General features: G+C 62.1%; 21 protein-coding genes. 8 read left to right on the top strand and 13 right to left on the bottom strand.

What is annotated here, in order from left to right:
• Positions 1 to 5: 5 nt before the first annotated feature.
• Positions 6 to 557 (bottom strand): DUF4865 family protein, encoded by a 552-nt coding sequence (locus tag PYR71_RS18195; RefSeq protein WP_275620327.1) that lies wholly within the window; start codon positions 555 to 557, stop codon positions 6 to 8.
• Positions 557 to 973: a tautomerase family protein gene (locus PYR71_RS18200; RefSeq protein WP_275620328.1), complete on the bottom strand. Its 417-nt coding sequence runs from the start codon at positions 971 to 973 to the stop codon at positions 557 to 559. Before PYR71_RS18200 ends, PYR71_RS18195 begins: the two co-directional genes overlap by 1 nt.
• 117 nt (positions 974 to 1090) lie before the next feature.
• Between PYR71_RS18200 and PYR71_RS18205 the strand changes: the two genes are divergently transcribed.
• Complete coding sequence (locus PYR71_RS18205) at positions 1091 to 1984, top strand: LysR substrate-binding domain-containing protein (RefSeq protein WP_275620329.1); 894 nt, start codon at positions 1091 to 1093, stop codon at positions 1982 to 1984.
• A gap of 4 nt (positions 1985 to 1988) precedes the next feature.
• Here PYR71_RS18205 and PYR71_RS18210 read toward each other — a convergent pair whose 3' ends face one another.
• From PYR71_RS18210 to PYR71_RS18245, 8 genes are all read right to left on the bottom strand, one after another.
• Positions 1989 to 2963 (bottom strand): threonine ammonia-lyase, encoded by a 975-nt coding sequence (locus PYR71_RS18210; protein WP_275620330.1) that lies wholly within the window; start codon positions 2961 to 2963, stop codon positions 1989 to 1991.
• A gap of 123 nt (positions 2964 to 3086) precedes the next feature.
• Positions 3087 to 4823 carry a gamma-glutamyltransferase gene (ggt, locus tag PYR71_RS18215; RefSeq protein ID WP_275620331.1) on the bottom strand — a complete coding sequence of 579 codons (1737 nt, stop codon included), beginning with the start codon at positions 4821 to 4823 and terminating at the stop codon, positions 3087 to 3089.
• Positions 4824 to 4898: 75 nt separating this feature from the next.
• Positions 4899 to 5984, bottom strand: a complete 1086-nt coding sequence (locus PYR71_RS18220; protein WP_275620332.1) for an alpha/beta fold hydrolase — start codon at positions 5982 to 5984, stop codon at positions 4899 to 4901.
• 120 nt (positions 5985 to 6104) lie between these two features.
• A complete protein-coding gene (locus PYR71_RS18225; RefSeq protein WP_183918015.1) occupies positions 6105 to 6719 on the bottom strand; it encodes a tetratricopeptide repeat protein in 615 nt (204 codons plus the stop codon).
• A gap of 108 nt (positions 6720 to 6827) precedes the next feature.
• Positions 6828 to 6953, bottom strand: a complete 126-nt coding sequence (gene ykgO, locus PYR71_RS18230) for a type B 50S ribosomal protein L36 (RefSeq protein ID WP_003582204.1) — start codon at positions 6951 to 6953, stop codon at positions 6828 to 6830.
• A 164-nt stretch (positions 6954 to 7117) separates the two neighbouring features.
• Positions 7118 to 8194: a 5-(carboxyamino)imidazole ribonucleotide synthase gene (locus PYR71_RS18235; protein WP_275620333.1), complete on the bottom strand. Its 1077-nt coding sequence runs from the start codon at positions 8192 to 8194 to the stop codon at positions 7118 to 7120.
• Entirely contained in the window at positions 8191 to 8685 is a 495-nt protein-coding gene (purE, locus tag PYR71_RS18240; protein WP_004679370.1) for a 5-(carboxyamino)imidazole ribonucleotide mutase, read from the bottom strand. Before purE ends, PYR71_RS18235 begins: the two co-directional genes overlap by 4 nt.
• 38 nt (positions 8686 to 8723) lie before the next feature.
• Positions 8724 to 8927 carry a YdcH family protein gene (locus PYR71_RS18245; protein WP_010028538.1) on the bottom strand — a complete coding sequence of 68 codons (204 nt, stop codon included), beginning with the start codon at positions 8925 to 8927 and terminating at the stop codon, positions 8724 to 8726.
• Between the two features lie 228 nt (positions 8928 to 9155).
• Between PYR71_RS18245 and PYR71_RS18250 the strand changes: the two genes are divergently transcribed.
• Positions 9156 to 9329, top strand: coding sequence for a YdcH family protein (locus PYR71_RS18250; protein ID WP_009996782.1), 174 nt, complete (start codon positions 9156 to 9158; stop codon positions 9327 to 9329).
• 198 nt (positions 9330 to 9527) lie between these two features.
• On the opposite strand, the gene PYR71_RS18255 is transcribed toward PYR71_RS18250, so the two are convergent.
• Both PYR71_RS18255 and PYR71_RS18260 read right to left on the bottom strand, forming a co-directional pair.
• Complete coding sequence (locus tag PYR71_RS18255) at positions 9528 to 9788, bottom strand: ArsR/SmtB family transcription factor (protein ID WP_003552646.1); 261 nt, start codon at positions 9786 to 9788, stop codon at positions 9528 to 9530.
• A gap of 71 nt (positions 9789 to 9859) precedes the next feature.
• Positions 9860 to 10624, bottom strand: coding sequence for a sulfite exporter TauE/SafE family protein (locus PYR71_RS18260; RefSeq protein ID WP_183918019.1), 765 nt, complete (start codon positions 10622 to 10624; stop codon positions 9860 to 9862).
• A 108-nt stretch (positions 10625 to 10732) separates the two neighbouring features.
• Between PYR71_RS18260 and PYR71_RS18265 the strand changes: the two genes are divergently transcribed.
• Positions 10733 to 11386, top strand: a complete 654-nt coding sequence (locus PYR71_RS18265; protein WP_275620334.1) for a thiamine phosphate synthase — start codon at positions 10733 to 10735, stop codon at positions 11384 to 11386.
• Positions 11387 to 11396: 10 nt separating this feature from the next.
• Entirely contained in the window at positions 11397 to 12479 is a 1083-nt protein-coding gene (locus PYR71_RS18270) for a tetratricopeptide repeat protein (protein WP_275620335.1), read from the top strand.
• Positions 12480 to 12503: 24 nt separating this feature from the next.
• On the opposite strand, the gene PYR71_RS18275 is transcribed toward PYR71_RS18270, so the two are convergent.
• Positions 12504 to 14237: a chemotaxis protein gene (locus tag PYR71_RS18275; protein ID WP_275620336.1), complete on the bottom strand. Its 1734-nt coding sequence runs from the start codon at positions 14235 to 14237 to the stop codon at positions 12504 to 12506.
• A 337-nt stretch (positions 14238 to 14574) separates the two neighbouring features.
• On the opposite strand from PYR71_RS18275, the gene PYR71_RS18280 reads away from it, so the two are divergent.
• Genes PYR71_RS18280 through PYR71_RS18295 form a run of 4 tightly spaced genes read left to right on the top strand, consistent with a single transcriptional unit; the run spans position 14575 to position 17823 of the window.
• A complete protein-coding gene (locus PYR71_RS18280; RefSeq protein ID WP_275620337.1) occupies positions 14575 to 14904 on the top strand; it encodes an STAS domain-containing protein in 330 nt (109 codons plus the stop codon).
• Positions 14901 to 15269, top strand: a complete 369-nt coding sequence (locus PYR71_RS18285) for a response regulator (protein WP_275620338.1) — start codon at positions 14901 to 14903, stop codon at positions 15267 to 15269. The genes PYR71_RS18280 and PYR71_RS18285 overlap by 4 nt, the downstream gene beginning before the upstream one ends.
• Positions 15266 to 17317: a chemotaxis protein CheA gene (locus PYR71_RS18290; protein WP_275620339.1), complete on the top strand. Its 2052-nt coding sequence runs from the start codon at positions 15266 to 15268 to the stop codon at positions 17315 to 17317. The genes PYR71_RS18285 and PYR71_RS18290 overlap by 4 nt, the downstream gene beginning before the upstream one ends.
• Positions 17314 to 17823, top strand: a complete 510-nt coding sequence (locus PYR71_RS18295; protein ID WP_275620340.1) for a chemotaxis protein CheW — start codon at positions 17314 to 17316, stop codon at positions 17821 to 17823. Before PYR71_RS18290 ends, PYR71_RS18295 begins: the two co-directional genes overlap by 4 nt.
• The last annotated feature ends 15 nt before the right edge of the window (positions 17824 to 17838 follow it).

A 17838-nucleotide genomic window follows, 5' to 3' on the forward strand; every position in this document is an offset into this window, starting at 1 on the left:
CAGCGTCAGGGCAGGGACAGGTGACCGACGCGATAGGCCTGCGTCTGGGCGTCGATCTCGGGCATCTCGCGCCATAGCCTGAAGCGCACCCGCGTCCAAGTCGTCGGTTCGAAACCGGAGACGGAGGCGAGTGCGCCGCCTGTCGCAACCTCGGCTTCAGCCTGCGCGCTTTCGGCCCGCCGGATATCAGCGAGCGGCGCATAAGGCTCTGTCAGCAGGATATCGCGGGTCGCAAACCTGGCAGCAGCGATCTCAGCCGAAAGCTCGGCCTGCCAGACAATCCAGGTTCTGACCGTGGGCCAGCCGAAGGCACCGGTCAGGGCTTCGAATCCGGGGCCGCAGAGAAAGTCGCTTGCCCCTTCCGGTTTCTGCCAGAGATAGAAGGGCGCATAGAGATTGTCGCGGCTGGCGCATTCGCCTTGGCGGGCGCTGAGATAGGCCTTGAAGCCGAGATTGGGGAAACCGTCGAGCAGCGGTCCCTTGTCGCGGATGCGTCGGTCGACGATCGACATGTCGTAATCGGCGGGCAGGGTGAAGCTGTATTGCATGGCAATCATCACCGTTCCCCCGCTGCCCGCAGCCGCCAGTCGGGATCCGTCATCTGCGCGATACCGTTGCCGAAGGACCAGTCTTCCGGGGCGCTGGTGCTGATGACGATCATCACATCCTCGGGCCGAAGACCCGGCGATTCCGACACGAGATCGACAAGCCGGCGATAGAGCGCCGCCTTCATTTCGGCCGTTCGGGGTCGGCCGATGGTGATCGAGATATAGACGTAATCGCCGGAGCGAGGGCCGGCGAGATAGCGGCTGTCGAAGATCAGCTCGTTCTCGTCGTGCTGGTGGATGGCCTGGAAGCGATCGTTCTCAGGCACGTCGAAGGTTTCGACAAGGGCGCGTTGGATGGCGCCGGCGAGTGCTGCGAGATAATCCGCCGACTTGCCTTTGCGAAGGGAAATGCGAACGAAGGGCATCGGGATCTCCATGGTTGCGGCCGTCCGCCGGCCTTGACAACAGCACCATCGCACGGCACGATGATGCTGAAAATCAGAATATTTTTGACAAATCATCCTGAAAATATGGACTGTGTGATGCGGCGGACCATCTTTGATCTCGATGTGCTTCGAACCTTTTCGACCGGCATGGAGCTAGGCAATTTCGCCAAGGCGGCCGAAAGGCTCGGGCGATCGACCTCGGCGGTCAGCGCGCAGCTGAAGAAGCTGGAGGAACAGGCGGGCACGCCGATCTTCCGCAAGGCGGGGCGCGGGCTGGCGCTGACCGATGCCGGTGAGACGATGCTCGGCTATGCCAGGCGGCTGCTGGAGCTCAACGACGAAGCGGCCGCCGCCGTGGACAGCATCGAGCTTGAGGGTTGGGTGCGGCTCGGGCTGCAGGAGGATTTCGGAGAGACCTTGCTGCCCGAGGTGCTCGGCCGTTTCGCCCGAGCCCATCCGAAGGTCCGCATCGAGGCGCGGGTGGCACGCAATACCGAACTGCTCGAGCGCGTGACATCAGGCAAGCTCGATCTGGCGCTTGCCTGGAGCGACGGCGCGCTGACGGCACATTGCGAGCGGATCGGCGAAGTGCCGATGTGCTGGATCGGGCCTGCCGAGGGGCCGATCGGCTGGCATGCGTCCAGCGGCGAGCCGATGCCGCTCGCCTCACTGGAGGCGCCGTGCCTGTTGCGCAGTGCCGCGACAAAGGCGCTTGATGCGGCCGGCATTTCCTGGCGGCTCGCCTTCGTCAGTGCCAGTCTCGGCGGCCTCTGGGCGGCGACGGCAGCCGGCCTCGGTCTCACCATCCGCACACCGATTGGCCTGCCGGCGAAGCTCCGGCCGCTTATGCCGAAGGCCGCCGGCCTGCCCGACCTGCCGAAGCTTGGCCTAGTTCTGCATAGGGCCGAAGCCGAGCTGCCGCCGGCTGCGGCGCGGCTCGGCGAGCTCGTGCTGCAGTCCGTAGAGGGCGCGCTGCAGCAAAGGCTCTAACATCTCAGCCGAAGCGCTCCAGCGCCATGGCGAAGAGATCGGTATCGACATTGCCGCCCGAGGTGACGGCGATGATTGCATCGCTTTCCAGCGCCTCGCCGTGGAAGAGGGCGGCGGCGAGCGCCACGGCGCCGCCGGGCTCGACGACGATTTTCAGCCGGGTAAACGCGAGCGCCATGGCGCGCAGCGCCTCCTCGTCGGTGACGACGATGCCCGCGCCGGCAAGGCGCTTGAGGATCGGGAAGGTGATGTTGCCGGGATGCGGCGTCAGGATCGCATCGCAGATCGAGCCTGATATCGACGCGTTGCGTTCGATCCTGCCGGAGGCGAGCGAGCGGGTGGTATCGTCGAAATCCTTGGGCTCGCAGGGCCGGACGCGGAGGCCGGGGGCGCTGGCTTCGAGGGCAAGGGCGATGCCGGAGGTCAATCCGCCACCGCCGCAGGGCACGAGGACCTCGGCTGACGTCACGCCCTCTTCTTCGGCTTGTTCGGAGATCTCGAGGCCGGTTGTGCCCTGGCCCGCGATCACCAGCGCTTCGTCGAAGGGCTTGATCAGCGTCAGGCCGCGCTCGGCCGAAAGCCGGGCGCCGATCTCGTCGCGATCCTCGTTGGCGCGGTCGTAGAGCACGACTTCGGCGCCGAAGGCGCGGGTGTTGGCGATCTTCAGCTTCGGTGCGTCACTCGGCATGATGATGACGGCGGGCACGCCGTGCAGCTTGGCGGCCAGCGCCACGCCCTGCGCATGATTGCCCGAGGAGAAGGCAATGACGCCGCAGGCGCGTACAGCCGGGTCGAGGCCGGAGACGGCAGACCAGCCGCCGCGAAACTTGAAGGAGCCGGAATGCTGCAGGCATTCCGCCTTCACGAACAGGCGCCGGCCGGCGATTTCGTTCAGGAAGGGAGAGGAGAGAAGCGGCGTGCGGCGCGCATGGCCGCGCAAACGGGCGCGGGCGGCGACAATCATTTCAATGCTTGCCATTCGGGAATCGTCCTGCTTGGAGAGTTCGTACATGCATAGGATGCGGCACGCCGTTTGTGAACGTCGACTTTGTCACCGTGACATGAATGGATATCCGCCGCAGCCTGAACCGCTTGGCGCCGGTCAATAGCCGCCGGCGGAGCCTTCCGCCGCGCGGGCGTCCATGGCGCCGTTGTAGCGGGCGCCGCCGCCCTTTGCGATCGCGGAAAGGCTTTTGCCGCCGACGAGGATGCCGGCAGCCTGGCCCCAGACCGGCGCGTCATTACCGCCGTCAAAGCTATAGCCCATGGCGGCGAGGGCCCTTTCCGTATCCGGTGAAAGTGCATAGGGCTCGAGAAAGACCTTATCAGGCTGCCATTGGTGATGGAAACGCGGTGCATTGACCGCCTGGCTGATATCCATGCCGAAATCGACGACGTTGAGGAACGCCTCCAACGTGATGGTGATGATGCGCGAGCCGCCGGGGCTGCCGATCACCATGAAGGGCTTGCCGTCGCGGGTGATGATCGTCGGACTCATCGAGGAGAGCGGCGTCTTTTTCGGGGCGATGGCGTTCGCCTCGCCCTGCACCAGACCGTAGAGGTTCGGCACGCCGGGTTTGGAGGTGAAATCGTCCATCTCGTTGTTGAGCAGGACTCCGGTCCCGGGTGCTACGACGGCGGCGCCGAAGGAGCCGTTCAGCGTGTAGGTGACGGCGACCGCATTACCCTCGTCGTCAATGATCGAATAATGCGTCGTCTCGTTGCTTTCCTTACCGCCCAGCGGCTTCAGGTTCGCCGACGTGCCCGCCTTGTAGAGGTCGATCTTTGCTGCGATCTCCTTGGCGTAACCCTTGTCGAGCAGCTTTTCGACGGGATTCTCGACGAAATCGGGATCGCCGAGCGCCGCGTTACGGTCGACATAGGCGTAGCGCATCGCCTCGACCATGACATGCACAGTTTCGGCCGAGGCGTAGCCGAGGTAGGAGAGCGGATAACCTTCGAGGACGTTGAGGATTTCGCAGATGATGACGCCGCCGGAGGAGGGCGGCGGCGAGGAGATGATGTCATAGCCGCGGTAATTGCACTCGATCGGCTTCAATTCGCGCACGGCATATTGCTCGAAATCCTGCTTGGCGAGGATGCCGCCCTTGGCCTGGCTCGCAGTGACGATCGCATCGGCGGGTGCGGCCTTGTAGAAGGCGTCGGGGCCTTTTTCGGAGATGGCGGCCAGGATTGCGGCGAGATCCGGCTGCTCAAGTTTTTCGCCCGATGCATAGGGCTTGCCATCCGGTTTCAGAAAGATTTTCGACGCCGTCTCATCCTTGGCGAGGCGTTTGGCGCTGCTGGCGAGGATGGCCGCGTCGCCCTGTTCCAGAGTGAAGCCTTCTTTGGCGAAGCGAAGGGCCGGCGCGATCAGATCCTGGCGCGAGCGGGTGCCGTATTTCTCGCGTGCGGTTTCAAAACCCATGACCGAGCCGGGAACGCCGACGGCGAGATAACCGTCGAGGCTGGCCCGCGGCACGATCTCGCCCTTGGCATCGAGATACATGGTCTTCGTCGCGGCGAGCGGCGCACGTTCGCGGAAATCGAGGAAGGTCTTGGTGCCGTCCTTCAGGCGGATGGTCATGAAGCCGCCGCCGCCGAGATTGCCGGCGGAGGGATAGACCACCGCCAGCGCATAACCAACGGCGACGGCCGCATCGACGGCGTTGCCGCCGCTCTTTAGCACCTCGACGCCGACATCGGTCGCCAGATGCTGAGCGGTAACGACCATGCCGTGTTCAGCTTCAACAGGTGCGGGCGAGGCCGCGAAAGCCGAGGTCAGGCATAGCGACAATGCCGATATGACCGAGATCGTCCCGATATGCAGGCGGCCCATGAATTCCCCTCCTATGGACAACAACGGAAAAACATATGGGGCTGCGCCCGCTCGAGGCAATGCGGGCGATCGGCTTTATGCGAGGCGTTCGATTGAGTTTCCTGCTGAAGGGTCATGCCCGCGGGGGGCGCCAGGCTCCAGCGACGGCAGCGATGTCCGATCGGGTGACGCCGCGGCGAGCCGCTCCTCGGTCCGGCGGGCGATTGCCTGCAGGTCGCGCGGCTTGCCGGCGATCTTTTCCATGGCAGCGATGGCGACATCGGTCGCGAGATAATCCGGCTTGTGGCCGACGCCGCGGACGGTGATGAGCTCGGAGCCGGCTATGTCGCGGGCAAGGCCGCGTGAATGCAGGTGTTCCCAGACGATCTCGTCGCTGTCGCCTGTTATGATGACGGTCGGCGCGGTGATCTGCGAGTAGAGCGGCGCCTGCTCCTTCAGATAGGCTAGCAGCCTTTTGAAATCGGCGGCGTTGTTGCGGAAGGTACGGGGCCGCAGCACCAGCGATGGGCCGGTCTTTTCGATGTAATCGAGCGGGCGCGGATTGGGGCTGAAGACATTCAGCGTGCCGCGTTCCAGCCGGCTGAGCCCCAACGGCACGACGATGGCGTGATTGAACAGCCAGCCGACGACCGGCGTCGTCGCGACGTGATAATACCAGTCGATACCGCCCGGCCAGGGATGGGTGGCGGGTGCCAGAAAGAGCAGGCCGGCTGTCTTTTCGGGATGGCGCAGGCCGAAGGTTGCAGTGATCGCGCCGCCGAAAGAATGACCGACGATGATCGCCCTATCGATACCGCGTGCCTCCATCAGCCGGGCGATCGCATCCGCCTGGCCGGAAGGGACCGCATTTTCAGGGCCGCCGCGTTCGGAATAGCCGTGGCCGGGACGGTCGACGAAGAGCATTTCCGCCCGGCCTTCGAGTGCAGCGCGGAAGGCGACGAGCTGGTCGAGCAGATTGCCGCTGGCGCCGTGAATGAAGACGAGCGCCGGCAGATCGGCATGTTCCGGACGCCTGATATGGACGGCATTCATGCGGTACCCGCCGACATCCGTCAGCTCACCGATATTTGGATAGGTCTGTTCGAAGCGCCGCGCCTTGTAGGAGGTGTAACCGATGGCGGCGGCGAGGGGAGCGAGAAGAGTAGAAACTTCTGCAAGCATGATCTTTACGGGCGATGGTTGCGGCGGTTCTCGAGAGCGGTGGGCGAAGCGCCGCGTTGCTCCCTCGATAATGCTAAAATTGTGCGGTCCGGCCGGGCTTCAAGATCGGGCGAGCCGACATCACGTGCGGTTGCCGGCGAGTTTTTCCGACAGCGTATTGACCTGTTCCTGCGCAGTGCGCTCGGCGGGATAGATGTCGAGGAACCGCTCCCAGGCTTTCAACGTCAGCTGATCGTTGCCGGAATTGCTGAGGATCGCGGCCATGCCGGAGAGCGCGCCGAAATGGCGCGGCTCGAGATCCAGCACATGTTCGATGTCGGACATCGACTTGCGGTAATTGCCCATGACGAAATTCAGCGTGGCGCGCCGATTCCAGCTTTCGGCGTAATCGGGCTTAAGCGCTATTGCCTCATCGAGGAAATCGAGCGCGGCGGGATTGCGTTTTTCCTCAATCGCCTTGTCGGCCCATTGCATCAGCAGATTGACGGTCGCGCTGCCGGAATCATTCCATTCCAGGCGAATTTCGTTGGCGATACCGCTGGCCTTGTCGGGATCGCGCTCACGCTTCAGCTGGCTGAAGAGCTGATCGAGGCGCTGCTTCGGCGAATTGGCGGCATTGCTTTGCTCGACGATGACATCCTTTTCCGCCGCGATGGCCGGAAGCGGAGAGATGGAGAGGACGAGGAAGAGCGGCAGGGCCGCTGGCATCAAAGCAAAAAAGCGCATGGCGGACATATTAGCCCGCCAACGCCGAAGATCAAACAAATTTGACGTGATCACCGCAGCGACCTACCGGATGTCCGACGGCGCAACTGCGCGGCGCGGCGATCCGGATGCGCGTAATCAGCCCTGACGAGCCTTGTAGCGCGGGTTCAGCTTGTTGATGATGTAGATGCGGCCCTTGCGGCGAACCAGACGGTTGTCACGGTGGCGAGCCTTGAGCGACTTGAGCGAATTCTTGATCTTCATTTTTCTGATCCGCGATCTTATGGGGGAATTCACATTCGCCCGTATCTTTAACAATCAAAAGCGCGCCGTCGGGGCGCGCTCTTTAGGTGGGGGAGCAGATACCCCGTCACCTTTTCCGTGTCAACCACGTGACGGTGTTTTTCCCCCGGCGAGAGGGTGTTTTCTCACCGGGAAAGCGGGGATTTCGGCGCCAACGTGGTGACATGGCCCATCTTGCGGCCGGGGCGCCACTCCGTCTTGCCGTAGAGATGGACCAGCGTATCGGGTCGTCGCAGCCAGTCGGGAACGGCAAGGATATCGTCGCCGATCAGGTTCTGCATGACGCAGTCGGAATGGCGCACGGCATCGCCGAGCGGCAGGCCGGCGACGGCACGGATGTGCTGCTCGAACTGGCTGACGGTACAGGCTGCCTCCGTCCAGTGTCCGGAATTGTGCACGCGCGGAGCCATCTCGTTGGCGATTAGGCTGCCGTCGGCAAGCACGAAGAATTCGATGCCGATGACGCCGACATAGTTCAATGCCGCGAGGATTTTTTCGGCCGAGCGACGTGCGGCTTCGCCCGTCGTCGCGGAGATCGCGGCGGGAACCGTCGAGGTATGGAGGATGCCGTTGCGGTGTATATTTTCGGCAGGATCGAAGCAGACGACCGCGCCGTCGGCGGTGCGCGCGGCGATGATCGAAACCTCGCGCTCAAAGGCGACGAAGCTTTCGAGGATCAGCGGCACGGCGCCGAGCGCAGCATAGGCGCCGTCAGGGCTGTCGGCCGCTGAACGGAAAACCTTCTGTCCCTTGCCGTCATAACCGAGACGGCGGGTCTTCAACACGCCCCGACCGCCGAAATCGTTCAGCGCCGCCTCGAGATCGGCCTGGCTGTCGATCGCGTGAAAGCGGGCGGTGGTAATGCCGCAATCGTTGAGGAAGCGCTTCTCGACCAGGCGGTCCTGGGCGGCTTCCAGCGCTCTTGGCGGCGGATAGACGGCAATGCTTGCCGAAAGCGTTTCTGCGGCGGCAACCGGCACGTTCTCGAATTCGTAGGTGACGACATCGCAGGCAGCGGCAAGTTCGGCCAGCGCCGCCGGATCATCGTAGGCGGCAACGATCTGCCGGTTGGCGAGCTGAGCGGCTGGGCAGTCCGCCTGCGGCTCGAGAATGATCGTGCGGAAATTCAGTCTGGCGGCGGCGATGGCCAGCATGCGGCCGAGCTGGCCGCCGCCGACAATGCCGATCGTGCTTACAGTCATTGGTCGTCCATCGGATATTCGGCGATGCTGGCACTCTGACGTTCGCGCCATTCGTCGAGCCGCTCGGCGATTTCTTCGTCGGAAAGGGCAAGCACGGCGGCGGCGAGAAGGGCGGCGTTGACGGCGCCCGCCTTGCCGATGGCGAGCGTTCCCACAGGAATACCGGCCGGCATCTGCACGATGGACAGAAGACTGTCTTGCCCGGACATGGTTTTCGACTGGACCGGTACGCCGAAGACCGGCAGCGGCGTCATCGATGCGGTCATGCCCGGCAGATGGGCGGCGCCGCCGGCGCCGGCGATGATGACCTTGAAGCCCTCGGCGCGCGCGCCCTTGGCGAAATTCGCCATTCGGTCGGGCGTGCGGTGCGCGGAGATGATGCGCGCATCATAAGGGATTTCCAGGGCTTCCAGCGTATCGGCCGCGTTCTTCATGGTTTCCCAATCGGATTGGCTGCCCATGATAATGGCGACGGGTGGTCTGTCTGTCATCGTTGCCGCTATTCCTCTCAAGCGATCGGGCGATACGATCAGGCGATGATATCAGGGACAATCTGATCTTCCAGCTTGGAAAGCTTGTCCTTGATAACGAGCTTCTTCTTTTTCATGCGCTGGATTCGCAGTGCGTCGCATCCGGTCTCGATCATGGCGTTGATCGCGGCGTCGAAATCCTCGTGCTCCTGACGCAGACGCGCCACCATGAGCCTGATTTCCGCCTGTTCCTGATCGGCCATATGCATTCCCCGTTATCGTCTTCGGATCTTGTCCGATCTGCCGATGATTTCCGCAAGCTCCTATCACCAAATACGGGTAACGGCTAGTTAGTCTTGATCATGAATTTGCCATCTCATCTTCATCTTTTCGCCTTCGACAAGCCTTCAAAAATATGTCACAGTCCGGCGCGTTGACACCTTGATCCCCGACGATGATGGCCGGGGAGGGTAAGAGGAAGGAAGGGTCAAATGACAGTTCAAGCTCATCTTGAATCACTCCAGAAAAAGCATGTTGCTCTCGAGGAGGAGCTGCACGCGCTCAGAACAGCTCCCTCTATCTCCGATACGGAAATTGCCGAATGCAAGCGCCGCAAGCTGCGCATCAAGGACGAGATTCAGCGTCTCAAGTCATCCGTCCACTGATCTTCCCAAGGGTCGCCGGCCGATCATCTTGCGTATGAAGAGGTAAATCCATCCATTCCGCCTAAAATTTGCAAGACCCGGTGATTTTACACCAGAATTGCGCCAGCCCGATGCTCGCGGCATCGCGGCTGGCGCCTTTGCATCTCCCGCCGCCGATCGCGTTCATAGGATTAGGTTTGGGGTCTTGTCGGAGGGTGATCAGGCCCAGAACTGATCCAGCCACAGATTGAGCTTGTCGAAGCCGCGGTTGTTGACCGCGTAAATGCGTTTCGTGCCTTCCGACGTCACCGAGACGAGGTTGCTGTCGAGCAACGCCTTCAAGTGTTGCGACACGGCCGGCCGGCTGATCGGCAGGCCCTCGGCGAGCTCGTTGACTGTCCGCGGCGCGCGTCGCAATTCCTCCAGCAGAAACCGCCGGTTCGGATCGGCAATCGCAGAGAAGGGGTCCGTGTTCGACATGGCGCAACGCTACGGCAAACCGGCCGCGGCGGCAAGGAAATTGTGCGTTGCAGCGTGGAACAGCGCCGCCCTTACCCGCCGAGGCCCTCGCGCACGATCAGCAAGGCGGCGATCAGAGCCATCGCGTACATGAAGGGATAGAAGATCGCCGGCTTCATGCGGCGCACGCACCAAGCGCCGGCAAGCGTGGCGAGCGGGGCGAAGGGCAACAGCGTTGCCGAGGTCGCCAGGTTCTGCGTGTCGAGCTGGCCGAGCGCGAAATAGGGGATCAGCTTGACGGCATTGAGGATCGCGAAGAAGCGCACACTGGTGCCGGTATATTCGCGCGGCTGCAACTTGAGCGGCAGGGCATAAACCTGGAAGGGCGCGCCGCCGGCATGGGCGACGAAGCTGCCATAACCGGAAAACGTCCCCCAGAGGCTGGCGGCGATAGGCCGCTGGCCGCGCGGCGGGATCACCTTGCCGGTGCCGGGACCGAAATTGTTCCAGAAATAACGCAGGCAGAAGAGGATGGTAACCGCCCCGATGACGATGCGCAGCATGTTGCCCGGAACCAGCGCCGACGTCGCCCAGCCGAGGCCTATGCCGAAGATTGCGCCCGGCAGCATGATCTTCAGCGTCGTCCAATCGCCATGTTTGCGCCAGATGACGAGCGAAATCATATCCATGAAGATCAGAACCGGCAGCAGGATCGCCGCCGCTTCGACCGGCGAGACGACCAGGGCGAGAAAGGGCAGGCCGATCAGCGACAAAGCGTCGCCCATGCCGCCTTTCGCGAGGCCGATCAGGAGGACGGCGGGCACGGCGGCGTAGTAGAATGACAAATCCTGCGGCATGCTTTCGGCGTCCTCCTCTTGCAAGCCTCCTCTATCGGAACTACTCACACAAAACGAGTGCGGATCCGTGCTTTCGAAACGGGAATTCGCTGGAAACGGAAAGACCTCATGACCGAACCGGAAAACCGCTGCCGTCTTGTGCTCATCGCCCCCGATATCGCCGATGCCGATGAACAGGCAAAGATCGTTGCCGACGCACTGAAAGGCGGCGATGTCGCCTCGGTGATCGTGCCGCAATACGGACTCGACGACGGCGCCTTTCAAAAACATGCCGAAAAGCTGGTGCCTGTCATTCAGGAAGCCGGCGCGGCGGCGCTGATTGCGGGCGACAGTCGCGTGGCGGGACGGGCGAAGGCCGATGGCCTGCATCTTTCCGCCAATGCCGAGGCGCTTTCGGAGGCGATCGACAAACATGCGCCAAAGCTGATCGTCGGCGGCGGCAATGCGGCCGACCGCCACACGGCGCTGGAGATCGGCGAAGTCCGGCCGGACTATATTTTCTTCGGCAAGCTCGATGGCGACATCAAGCCGGAGGCCCATCCGAAGAACCTTGCGCTCGGCGAATGGTGGGCTTCGATGATCGAAATCCCCTGCATCGTCATGGGCGGCACCGATCCAGCCTCGGCGCTCGCCGTTGCCGAAACGGGAGCGGAGTTCGTGGCGCTGCGGCTGGCGGTCTTCGGCGAGCCCGCTCGGGCGCCATCCGTCATTGCCGAAATCAACGCGCTGCTTGACGAAAAAGCGCCACGGTTTGAGGATTGAAATCGCGCTCATGCCGATCCCGCCCGCCCGCCACTTGAAATATCTGCTCGCCAGCATCGCCGTTCTGCTTGCAGCCGGGCCGGATGTCGCCCTGGCGCAGGCAGCCGACAGCGTCATCAGCCAGCCGGTCCCGGCGCCGGCTTCGACCTTTCGCACCGACCGACCTGCCGGTCCCGGCGTGCGACCCTCCGATGGCGTCGGGGTTTTCGACCGGATGGGCGCGAAACTGCCGGACCTGCCGCCGGAGAAGGACTACAAGGGACCGATCGATGAGGCTTACGGCGCTTACCAGCGCGGTTATTACCTGACAGCGATGGACAAGGCGCTGCCGCGCGCCCAACTCGGCGATCCGGCGGCGCAGACGCTGATCGGCGAAATCCTCTCACAGGGTCTCGGCGTCAAGAAGGACGTGAAGAACGCGGCCTTCTGGTATGGCAAGGCGGCCGAAGGCGGCGATCCGGCGGCAATGTTCAAATATGCGTTGATGCTGATGGAAGGCGAAGGCGTGCCGCGCGACAAGGTCAAGGCCGACGACTACATGCGCAAGGCGGCCGAGGCGGGCAACCCTTCGGCCGAATTCAACTGGGCGCAAATCCTCGTGGCCGACAATCCGGGCGAGAAGGGGCTGAAGCTGGCGCTGCCATTCTATGAGAAATCGGCCGAGCAGGGCATTGCCGATTCGCAATATGCGGTGGCGCAGCTTTACGCGACGCTGAAAGATCTGCCGGAAGAAAAGAAGCGACTCGCCCGCGAGTGGATGGCGCGCGCGGCGCGTGCCGGCTTCGACACGGCTCAACTCGATCTCGGCATCTGGCTCGTCAACGGCGTCGGCGGCCCGAAGGATTATGTCAAAGGTTTCGAATGGCTGAAACTTGCCGCCAATGGCGGCAATGTTGCGGCGCAAAACAAGCTCGCCCACCTCTATGTCAATGCCATCGGCACGCCGCCCAATCCGGTCGAGGCGGCGAAATGGTACGTGCTGTCGCGCCGCGCCGGGCTTGCCGATCCGGCGCTCGAGGATTTTTATCTAGGCATCGAGGACGACCAGCAGAAGGCGGCGATCGAGGCCGCCAACAAGTTCCGGCGGCGATAGTCGGAGCGTCGCCGGGGGGCGGTTTCAAAAAAGTGCGTCGGCGAAAAGATCCTCGTCGTTTTCCGCTCTAACGGTTTCGGCGGGGGCAGGGGTGGTGTCCTCGGTCGCCGGAATGATGTCGCGATGAATGTTGCGCTCCTGGACCATGGTATAAAGCTTGAAGATCTTCCGGTCGAGCGGCGCGATCGTCTCCGCGAGATCAGAGATATCGGCGAGATCGGCGCCGGCGACGCCTTCCAACACATCGGCGCAACGAGCAAGGACATCGCCAAGTTCATGCTGGAAATCGAGTTTGCCGATCAGCTGGCCGATTTTGGTGGCGACCTCGCGACCGTTCTCGGCAAGTGTTTTCAGTTCGTTTTCCATCAGGTTGGCTGCGGAGCGGATATTGCCGACGGCCGATGTCAGGCTTTCTCCCAAGCCGCCGGCTTCTGTGGCGGCCGCTGGGGCGACACGTCCGGCTGCGGCTTCGAGCGCCGGCAGTCCGTTAACGATGGCGTCAGCGGAATCGTCAAGCTTTCCGGCAAAGATGCGCAGCTCGGCGGTGACGACGTTGATTGACCTACCTTCCTCGCCGAGGCGGCTGCAGCGCAGATTGGTATTCAAAGCCATGTAATGAATATCGGTCTTGACGGTGCGGATATTGGCGATCGCTTCGGAAAGCTTGGCGGCCGTGCCGATCGTCGATTGGCTCACCTGGTCGGCCTGCCGGCTTGCTGTGTCGACCTGCTTGACGATTTCGTGGGCGGCCGAAACGCTGGATTCCAGGGCGCGCATGAAGTTGCCGCCGTTCTCCCCGCTCATCTGGTCCCGCAGTTTTAGAATTTCGCGCATATCGTGATCGAAGCTCGCGATCGTCTTGACGACGTTCTCGGAGTCCCGCTGGAAATTAACGCATATGTCGCTCATTTGCGTCGCTGTCAGATGATGGACGACGTTCTGAAGGCGTTGGCGTGCGCCAGCGTCGAGCTTCGCGCCGTCTCCGCCGGCGAAAAACTCCTCAAGCAGCGAAAAGGTCGCCTGCACATGCTCGATGCGCTGGCGGGTGATGTCGCCGATCTGCAGGGCGGACAGCGTCGAGGCGACCTTGCTCTGGACCCCACGTGCGATCGCGCCAACCTCGCGGGCAATGACGCCGAGATTCTTGCGGTGTTCGGTGATTTTGGCGGCATCGTCACGCAAGGCTCCGGCAACGGCCGGTACGGTATCGGCGTAGCCCTTGGAAACGCTGGCGCCGAAGGCGGCGGCAAGCTTGACCTCTTTCTCAAGGCTGTCGAGATGCGCGGCGAAAAGGTTGACCTCGTCGGTGCCGGAATAGATCCTCTCCAGGATCTCCTGCGCGAAGCCGGCGAATTCGGCAAGGCCAGCGCCGGTGATCTTTACGGTCACGGCAAAGGTTCTGAGATAACGCATCGTCTCTTGCATGTCGGCGACGTGCTTGCGCAGTTCCCTGCCGGTTTGCGCCAGCAAGATGAGCGCCTGCTGGCGTTTTTCTTCGCTGACCGGCAATGCAGTCAGGCCTTCCACCGTGGCACGAAGATCGGCGCTGGTGTCGCTCGCCTCATTGTTGTCGAGTGCCTTGGCGACACTTTCGAGCGAATTCAGCAGGCGATTAAGGACATCCATCACCGACAGCAGGACCGAGCCGCCCTTGAGAAAACGCTCCTCGACTTGGCTGCGGGCAGATTCCAGGGTCTGGGTGATCCCCCGCCCCGATCTGTAGGCTGCAGCGTCAGATGATACCAGAGCGTGTGCCACATTTATACCTTTTCTTAAAAACGTAGGCCATTCGACTCTATTTTTACGGGCAGAATGGAAATGCCAGGTAAACACGTCCAGACTCGCCTGCGTTGTGATTAATGAAAGGTGTGAATGGGGGTTGGTACAGTCCTCAGCGGAAAGAGATCAATAAGGGTATGTTTTCACTTTGTTATTTTTCTAGGTTTCTAGACATATACAACTTATCCTGGATGAGAATTAGGAGTCGCGGTACGCGCTATACGACAGTTTTATACAACCGCTGTTTACGCTGCATTAACGCTGTCGTGAGAGTCCTCTTAGGGTAGCAAGTATTTCTCGGGCCCAGGAGGCTGCATTGGATACTAAGAGACAATATTGTGAATCTATAGGTTTGCCGGACGCGCTAAACATTCGCAGCATGTCTGAATTACATTCCAAGCTTAGTGAAGCATTTCGTAGTAAGGATGAAATTTTTCTCAGCATTCCCGCTGGGGCTGAAGCTGACCTGAGTTTCATCCAACTTATTGAGGCGGCGCGTCGCCAAGCAAAATCTGATGGAAAGACGTTCAATCTTTCTTCTCCCGCCAGCGGCAATGTTCTGAAGGTACTTAAGCGCGCCGGTTTCATCGAATCCTTCGATCAAGAGGACTTAAAGTTCTGGTTGCATAAAGAGGTGACGTTATGAGTGCCAACATCCTGACGGTAGACGATTCCGCCAGCATCCGCCTGACCACAAAAGTCACGCTGACCAATGCCGGCTACAGCGTCACCGAAGCGGTCAACGGGGCGGAAGGCCTCATGGCAGCCAAGGGCAGCAGCTTCGATCTGATCGTGACCGATCTCAACATGCCCGTCATGGACGGGCTGACGATGATCGAGGAGCTGCGCAAGCTGCCGGCGCAGGCAGGCGTCCCGATTATCTTTCTGACGACGGAATCGGACGCCGATCTCAAGGCCCGCGCCAAGGCCGCCGGTGCCACCGGCTGGCTGACAAAGCCATTCGACCCGGAGAATCTCGTAAAGATCGTCAAGAAGGTCTTAGGAAGATGAGCACGCTCGATCCCGTTGCCGTATTCCGCATGGAGGCTGCCGAATGCCTCGAAGCGATCGAGGCCGGTCTTCTCGACCTCACTCACCAACTCGACAATAAGGATCTCGTCGACGCGGTATTCCGCGGGCTTCACACGCTTAAGGGATCGGGCGCGATGTTCGGTTTCGAGGCGCTTGCCGCCTTCACCCATCATTGCGAAACCGCCTTCGACCGCGTCCGAAAGGGCGAGGTCGCGGCGACCAGCGAACTCGTCGCCGCCGTTCTCGCTGCCCAGGACCATATGCGTGCCCTCGTGGACCAGCCCGACGCCGATCACGGTGACACTGGGCATAAGCTTCTGACACAGCTGCAGGCTGCGGTCGGCGCCAAGGCTGCCGCGCCTGCCACAGCGACAGCCGCCGTTGCAGCGCCCGTGCAGGAGGCGTCGGCGAAGAAGACGAAGAACGGCTGGCGCATCCGCTTCAGCCTGCCGGCCAATTCGATGGCCAACGGCACCAATCCGCTCGGTCTGCTGGACGAACTGCGCGATCTCGGCGAATGCACCGTGCGCGCCGACACTTCGGCCATTCCGCCCCTCGACGAGCTCACTCCGACGGAACTCTACATTTCCTGGGATGTGACGCTGATGAGCGAGCAGGACCGTTCGGCGATCGACGACGTCTTCATCTTCGTGCTCGACGACATGGAACTCAGCGTTGAGGAGATCGACGGCGCGGCAGCGGCAATGGCTGCTCCGCTCGAGGCAAAGCCGGTGCCTGCCGCTGCCGCCTCAGTATCGTCACTGCCTGTCCCGGCGGTCCCCGTGCAGGAATTTCGTCCCGTCGAAGCGGTCCCCGTCAAGCGTGAGGCGCCAGCAGCCAGCCAGGCGAAGGCTGCCGAAAACGTGCGCGTCCCGGCAGAGCGCTTGGACGAACTGATGGACCGCGTCGGTGAGCTCGTCATCGCGCAATCGCGGCTCAGTCAGCTCGCCAGCGCCAGCACCGATATTGCATTGCGCTCCGTCTCAGAAGAAATCGAACGTCTGTCCGGCGAATTGCGCGACACGATGATGGTGCTGCGGATGGTGCCGGTCGCAAGCCTCTTCTCCCGCTTTCGCCGTCTTGTCCACGACCTTGCCCGCGAGACGGGCAAGGTGATCGAGCTGGTGACGGAAGGCGAGACGACCGAGGTCGACAAGACGGTGATCGAGCGGCTGGCCGATCCGCTGGTGCATCTGGTGCGCAACTCGATTGATCATGGCCTTGAAACGCCAGCCGATCGATTGGCCGCCGGCAAGACCGAAGCCGGCACAGTGACGCTCTCTGCCCGCCAAGCCGGCGGCGAAGTGATCATCTCGATCAAGGACGACGGCCGCGGCATCAATCGTGAACGGGTCCGCGCCAAGGCGGAATCCTCCGGCCTGATTCAGCCCGGACAGCCGCTTTCGGACTCAGAGCTGCTGCAACTGATCTTCGCCCCCGGCTTTTCGACGGCTGCGGCGATCACCGATCTCTCCGGTCGCGGCGTCGGCATGGACGTGGTCAAGAAGACCGTCGAAGCGCTGCGCGGTGCGATCGATATCGTCAGTGTGCCGGGACAGGGTTCGGAAGTGTCACTGCGCATTCCACTGACGCTCGCCATCATCGACGGATTGCTGGTGCGTGTCGGCTCCGGCCGCTACGTCATCCCGCTCTCGGCCGTTGAGGAATGCCTCGAATTGTCGCTCGAGGAGGATCTGCGCTCGCGTGGTCGCAGCTTCATTTCGCTGCGCGACAGCCTGGTGCCGTTCTTGCGCCTGCGCGATCTCTTCCGCACCGGCACGAAACCCGACGTGCATCAGAAGGTCGTCGTCATCTCGACAGGCACGGAGCGCGTCGGCCTCGTCGTCGACCAGATCATCGGCGATCACCAGACGGTCATCAAGTCGATGTCGAAACTGCACAACGACGTGGCGACCTTCTCCGGCGCCACCATTCTCGGCGACGGCAGCGTCGCTCTCATTCTCGACGTCGGGCACCTGGTTGCCGCGGGTCAGCAACAGGAGGCGCAATTGCGGGTAGCAGGATGAATGCAACAGCAGCACTCGAACGCTTCGACAATCATTGGAGCTATGCCAAGGAAGTCGAGGTTCTGACTTTCGATCTCAACGGCGAAACTTTCGCGCTGGAGGCGGCCATCGTCCAGGAAATCCTGGATCTGCTTCCGGAGACGGCGGTGCCGGGCAGCCAGCCCTTCGTCGCCAGCGTCATCAACTTCCGCGGCAAGGTCATTCCGCTCGCCGACCTGCGTCTCGCCTTCGGGATGGAGGCGGCGGAGGCGACGATCGACAGCCGCTTCATCGTCATCGAAATCGATCTGCAGGGCGAGCCGACGCTCGTCGGCCTCAGAACCGATAAGGTGAACGAGGTGACGACGCTCGCAAAGACCGCGAGCGAGGCGCCTCCGAGCGTCGGTATGCGCTGGCGCGCCGACTACATCAACTGCCTGGTGAAGAGGGGTGGAGAGTTCATCATTCTCCCGAATCTGCAGGCGATTTTTTCATCGCGACATGACGCGGCGGGGGCCGTCAATTGACGGCAGATAAATCCA

It is taken from the genome of Rhizobium mulingense, from assembly GCF_029194105.1.
Lineage (GTDB): Bacteria > Pseudomonadota > Alphaproteobacteria > Rhizobiales > Rhizobiaceae > Rhizobium > Rhizobium mulingense.

Excerpts from the sequence above, each read along its gene's own strand:
- PYR71_RS18285 (WP_275620338.1), top strand. The coding sequence starts at position 14,901 with ATGAGTGCCAACATCCTGACGGTAGACGATTCCGCCAGCATCCGCCTG.
- PYR71_RS18295 (WP_275620340.1), top strand. The coding sequence starts at position 17,314 with ATGAATGCAACAGCAGCACTCGAACGCTTCGACAATCATTGGAGCTAT.
- PYR71_RS18270 (WP_275620335.1), top strand. The coding sequence starts at position 11,397 with ATGCCGATCCCGCCCGCCCGCCACTTGAAATATCTGCTCGCCAGCATC.
- ggt (WP_275620331.1), bottom strand. The coding sequence starts at position 4,823 with ATGGGCCGCCTGCATATCGGGACGATCTCGGTCATATCGGCATTGTCG.
- PYR71_RS18195 (WP_275620327.1), bottom strand. The coding sequence starts at position 557 with ATGATTGCCATGCAATACAGCTTCACCCTGCCCGCCGATTACGACATG.
- PYR71_RS18200 (WP_275620328.1), bottom strand. The coding sequence starts at position 973 with ATGCCCTTCGTTCGCATTTCCCTTCGCAAAGGCAAGTCGGCGGATTAT.
- purE (WP_004679370.1), bottom strand. The coding sequence starts at position 8,685 with ATGACAGACAGACCACCCGTCGCCATTATCATGGGCAGCCAATCCGAT.
- PYR71_RS18210 (WP_275620330.1), bottom strand. The coding sequence starts at position 2,963 with ATGGCAAGCATTGAAATGATTGTCGCCGCCCGCGCCCGTTTGCGCGGC.
- ykgO (WP_003582204.1), bottom strand. The coding sequence starts at position 6,953 with ATGAAGATCAAGAATTCGCTCAAGTCGCTCAAGGCTCGCCACCGTGAC.
- PYR71_RS18260 (WP_183918019.1), bottom strand. The coding sequence starts at position 10,624 with ATGCCGCAGGATTTGTCATTCTACTACGCCGCCGTGCCCGCCGTCCTC.
- PYR71_RS18205 (WP_275620329.1), top strand. The coding sequence starts at position 1,091 with ATGCGGCGGACCATCTTTGATCTCGATGTGCTTCGAACCTTTTCGACC.
- PYR71_RS18250 (WP_009996782.1), top strand. The coding sequence starts at position 9,156 with ATGACAGTTCAAGCTCATCTTGAATCACTCCAGAAAAAGCATGTTGCT.
- PYR71_RS18290 (WP_275620339.1), top strand. The coding sequence starts at position 15,266 with ATGAGCACGCTCGATCCCGTTGCCGTATTCCGCATGGAGGCTGCCGAA.
- PYR71_RS18225 (WP_183918015.1), bottom strand. The coding sequence starts at position 6,719 with ATGTCCGCCATGCGCTTTTTTGCTTTGATGCCAGCGGCCCTGCCGCTC.
- PYR71_RS18235 (WP_275620333.1), bottom strand. The coding sequence starts at position 8,194 with ATGACTGTAAGCACGATCGGCATTGTCGGCGGCGGCCAGCTCGGCCGC.
- PYR71_RS18245 (WP_010028538.1), bottom strand. The coding sequence starts at position 8,927 with ATGGCCGATCAGGAACAGGCGGAAATCAGGCTCATGGTGGCGCGTCTG.
- PYR71_RS18220 (WP_275620332.1), bottom strand. The coding sequence starts at position 5,984 with ATGCTTGCAGAAGTTTCTACTCTTCTCGCTCCCCTCGCCGCCGCCATC.
- PYR71_RS18255 (WP_003552646.1), bottom strand. The coding sequence starts at position 9,788 with ATGTCGAACACGGACCCCTTCTCTGCGATTGCCGATCCGAACCGGCGG.
- PYR71_RS18265 (WP_275620334.1), top strand. The coding sequence starts at position 10,733 with ATGACCGAACCGGAAAACCGCTGCCGTCTTGTGCTCATCGCCCCCGAT.